Source organism: Methanobrevibacter curvatus, from assembly GCF_001639295.1.
In the GTDB taxonomy this organism is placed as follows: Archaea; Methanobacteriota; Methanobacteria; order Methanobacteriales; family Methanobacteriaceae; genus Methanoflexus; species Methanoflexus curvatus.
Map to the genome: position 1 here is coordinate 7,501 of NZ_LWMV01000208.1, position 3,944 is coordinate 11,444.

The 3,944-nt window shown below is 22.3% G+C and carries 2 protein-coding genes and 1 pseudogene (1 of these 3 running past the window's edge); 2 read left to right on the plus strand and 1 reads right to left on the minus strand.

Annotated elements, in window-relative coordinates; all coding sequences use genetic code 11:
• On the minus strand, nucleotides 1-1,330 hold the 5' portion of the coding sequence (locus tag MBCUR_RS08625; RefSeq protein WP_067092506.1) for an ATP-binding protein. Its footprint begins 227 nt before the window's first position; only the first 1,330 of its 1,557 coding nucleotides appear in the window; it begins with the start codon at nucleotides 1,328-1,330; the stop codon falls past the left edge of the window.
• Between the two features lie 700 nt (nucleotides 1,331-2,030).
• On the opposite strand from MBCUR_RS08625, the gene MBCUR_RS08630 reads away from it, so the two are divergent.
• Together MBCUR_RS08630 and MBCUR_RS08635 are read left to right on the plus strand one after the other, a co-directional pair.
• Complete coding sequence (locus MBCUR_RS08630; protein WP_067092507.1) at nucleotides 2,031-2,603, plus strand: TMEM175 family protein; 573 nt, start codon at nucleotides 2,031-2,033, stop codon at nucleotides 2,601-2,603.
• 970 nt (nucleotides 2,604-3,573) lie between these two features.
• A pseudogene (locus tag MBCUR_RS08635) lies at nucleotides 3,574-3,927 on the plus strand (helix-turn-helix domain-containing protein); the annotation flags it as partial.
• Nucleotides 3,928-3,944 lie beyond the last annotated feature (17 nt).

The window sequence follows — 3,944 nt, forward strand, 5'->3', positions numbered from 1 at the left end:
CTTCTCCTTGCCCCTCAATACCAAATAAGTATAAAATAATTAAGAATATACTATGGTAAAATCCTTCATTGTCTCCTTTAAGTTGGTAAGGGATTTGATTGTAAATCTCTTCTAATATTTCTGTTAGTCTGTGAGAATCTTTGTTTAAAATATACTCATAAACTTTATTTCTTAATTCAATTAGTTCTCCTTCACGTAAATTAGTGTAGGCTGTGACTAATTTATTCATTAAAGATTCTCTAACTTCATGATTTGGAATATCTAAAACATATTCAATAGTTCCATTAACAGTTTTCTTTTCTATGATTGTTAAGTATCCAGTTTGAAATAATAATGAAACAATGTTAAGGTTATCAAGGTCAAAATCACTAAAATCATTTTTTGTTGCAATAATAGGTTGTAATATTGGTTTTAAATTGTTTTTTTTCTTTAAAGATTCCATTAAAACTGTTGGTGTTCCTGATTCAAACCAATAATTAGAAAATTCCTTCATATTAAATAATAATAGTGTTGAATATGGATTATAAACTTTATTTTCTCCATCCCAGCTATAACCATCATACCAGTAATTAATTTTATTTAATACTTCATCATAATTTAATGACTCTTTTTGAGCTAGTTTTTTAATATATTCTTTAAAATGTTTTTCTAAGTCTTTGTGTGTATATCCACAAATGTTTGAAAAAAATGGATCTATTGTAATATCTGTTAGGTTATTCAAACCAGAAAATATAGAAGTATTACTAAACTTTGAAACACCAGTTACTAAAACAAATCTTAAATGTTCATCATTAGCCTTTAATACTTCATAAAAACTACTAAGTACTTTACGGTTAGCATCAACAATCTCTAAATCATCCATATTGTCAATTATAGGCTTATCATATTCATCAATTAAAACTACAACTTTCTGATTAAATGTTTTATGGAGTTTTTTTATGAGTTCTGCGAATTTCATAGATTCAACTGGAGCTTTAAGAGTAATGGAGTATTCTTCTGCAATAGCATCTAAATAAAAATCAAGAGATGCTTCTAATTTATCTGGAGTTTTATGACCAATTTCTCCTAAATCTAAATGTATAACAGGATAAGAGTTAGTCCAATCCCATTTATCATAGATATAAAGACCTTTAAAAAGTTCCTTATTTCCTTTAAAAAGTTCTTTAAAAGTACTGATGAATAATGATTTACCAAATCTTCTTGGACGAGATAAGAAATAACTTTCTTCATTTTTTGCTAAGTTATATATTTGCTGTGTTTTGTCCACATATATATAATCATTTTCTCTTATTTTTGAAAACGTAGAAATGCTTACAGGTAGTTTTTTCATTTTATTTCCTCTTTTAATTGTTTTCTAAAATTTTCTACTAAATTATTTATGTTTTATAATATAATATATTAGATTAAATTAATTATAAATAGTTTGTGTTAATATCTGGCATTGTCAAAAACTTTTAAATTTTTGCTTTTGAATTTTTATAAAAAAGCTATTTTCAAATTTAATAGGTAAAACATGTTTATTCTAAAAAACTAAGGTTTTAAAATATTTTTAAATTTTGACACATCATAATATTTAACAAAATAATTATGAAAATAGTTTAATCTTAAAATTTAGCTATTTTTATTAATTTTATCTGTAATTTATAAGCCATACAAATAAATATATAGTTGAAAACTCAAAATATTATAATATTTAAATCTGAAACAAACTTTTAGAAAAAAGTTTGATCTAAAGTTATTTAGAAAATAAAGCATTTTAATTTTTATATTAATTTAATGTTTTCATAATATTAAAATGAATTATAAGTTTATTTTTTCATTAGTTTAATTAAAATATTTAAAAATTAATCAAAATATTTAAATTATTTAAATCTATCAATACTCAATAAACTTTTTAAAATAAAAATTTTTAAAGAATATCTTATTTATTAAATCCCATGAAAATTGTTCCTCACACCTAATAAATTAAAATATAATTAGATTTGTTTTAAAAATAAATAAAATAAAAAAAGTATTTATAATGTGATAGAATGGAAAAAAATAGGTTAGAATCATTTAGTGATGGTGTTTTAGCTATTATTATAACAATTATGGTGTTAGGATTAGGTGTTCCACAAGGTCATAATTTATCAGACCTTTATCCATTAATCCCTATATTTTTGGGATATATTTTAAGTTTTATTTATGTAGGAATCTACTGGAACAATCATCATCATTTATTAAAAACTACAAATAAAATTTCAGGAACAACACTTTGGATAAATCTCATATTACTCTTTTGGTTATCTTTATTTCCATTTACAACTGCATGGATGGCAGAAAGTAATTTTTCTACATGGCCAACAGCATTTTATGGAATAGTTCTCTTAATGGCTGCTATTTTTTATTTTGTTTTGCAGTACCATATTATTTCTCTTGAAGGAGAAAAATCAACATTGAAAATAGCTATTGGAAATAATTTAAAAGGTAAAATTTCTCTAATTCTTTATGTTTTAGCCATTGTATTTGCATTTATAATTCCACCTATTGCTCAAGGAATTTTTGTTTTAGTAGCACTTATTTGGTTAATTCCAGATAAAAGAATAGAAAATTTATTAGATTGAGAAAATGATTAAATATTCATATAATATTATATAAATATTCTGTACTTTTTAAAGTATAGTAATTATGATTTACTATACTTTTTTAAGGATAGTTTTAAGGAGAAAATAAAAAAATACAAACCACTAAAAATAAATAAAAAATTTCTTTTTAAGAAGAACATAATGTGTCAAAAATAAGGGGCTACTATTTTCAAAAATGTTTTAAAGTTATTCTTTGATAAAAAAAAGATTTTAATTAGTGTTTAAGTTTAAAAATATCTCAATTTTTGACAATCCTCTTTTTTTTTAGAAAAAAAAACTTTTATTTAAATATGAAACATATATTTAAATAATATTTAGGATTTTTCTAAAAGCTTACTTTAAGATTTAAATATATAGTGAATTACAAATTTATGTCCATATAAATTCAAAATTTAAACAAATTTTTTAGAAAACACATACTAATTAAAATTAATTTAATTTTAAATAAAAATATGAAATTCATTAAAAATTAATAATAAGAATATTAGTAATTTTATTTATAAAAATAAATAAAATAATTATTGTAATTAATAAATAAAGTAATTTTATGTAAAATTATAAAATTTAAAAATTCCAACAATTTATTAAAAGTAAAAAATTAATTTAACAAAACACTATAAATTGTAAATTGAATAGGGTATAGAATGTTACACTTATAGGGACTTTGGTTTTATGGAAAATTGCTCCAGTGTAATCACTAAAATTTAATCCAGATTTTTTACAATAATAATATCTTGTTTTAAATTATGATCCACGATTGTGAACTTCATAAATTTTACATTTTGACAATATACTCCAAGAGACCATCAATGCTTCAAAACATATCATACTGTTAAGGCAATTTAATTCTAAATGTTTATATGCTGTAAGTTATATATTATAATAATATGAAGCATAGAAAGTTAGAACTCAGAGAAAATGACTATAATTGTTTAAAAAAGATGGTTAAAAAAGAAAAAGAAATAAATATAGGGCTAGAATTCTTTTGTTACTCAATAAAGGTAAAAAAATAGAAGATATTGCTGATATTTTAGATATTAGTGTAAGCACTATTGCTAAAATTAAAAAAAGATACTTAGATGAAGGATTAGAGTCTGCTTTAAATGATAAACCTCGTTCTGGTCAGCCAAAGAAATATGATGTTGAAAAAGAAACTGAAATAATAGCATTGGCATGTACTGATCCTCCAGAAGGACATAAAAGGTGGAGTATTAGACTTTTAGCTGAAACTCTTCGTGAAAAAGAAGGTTTTGAAACACTAACTCGTGAATCTGTTCGACTAATTTTAAAAAAAACTCAACTAAGCCTTGGTTAAAAGAA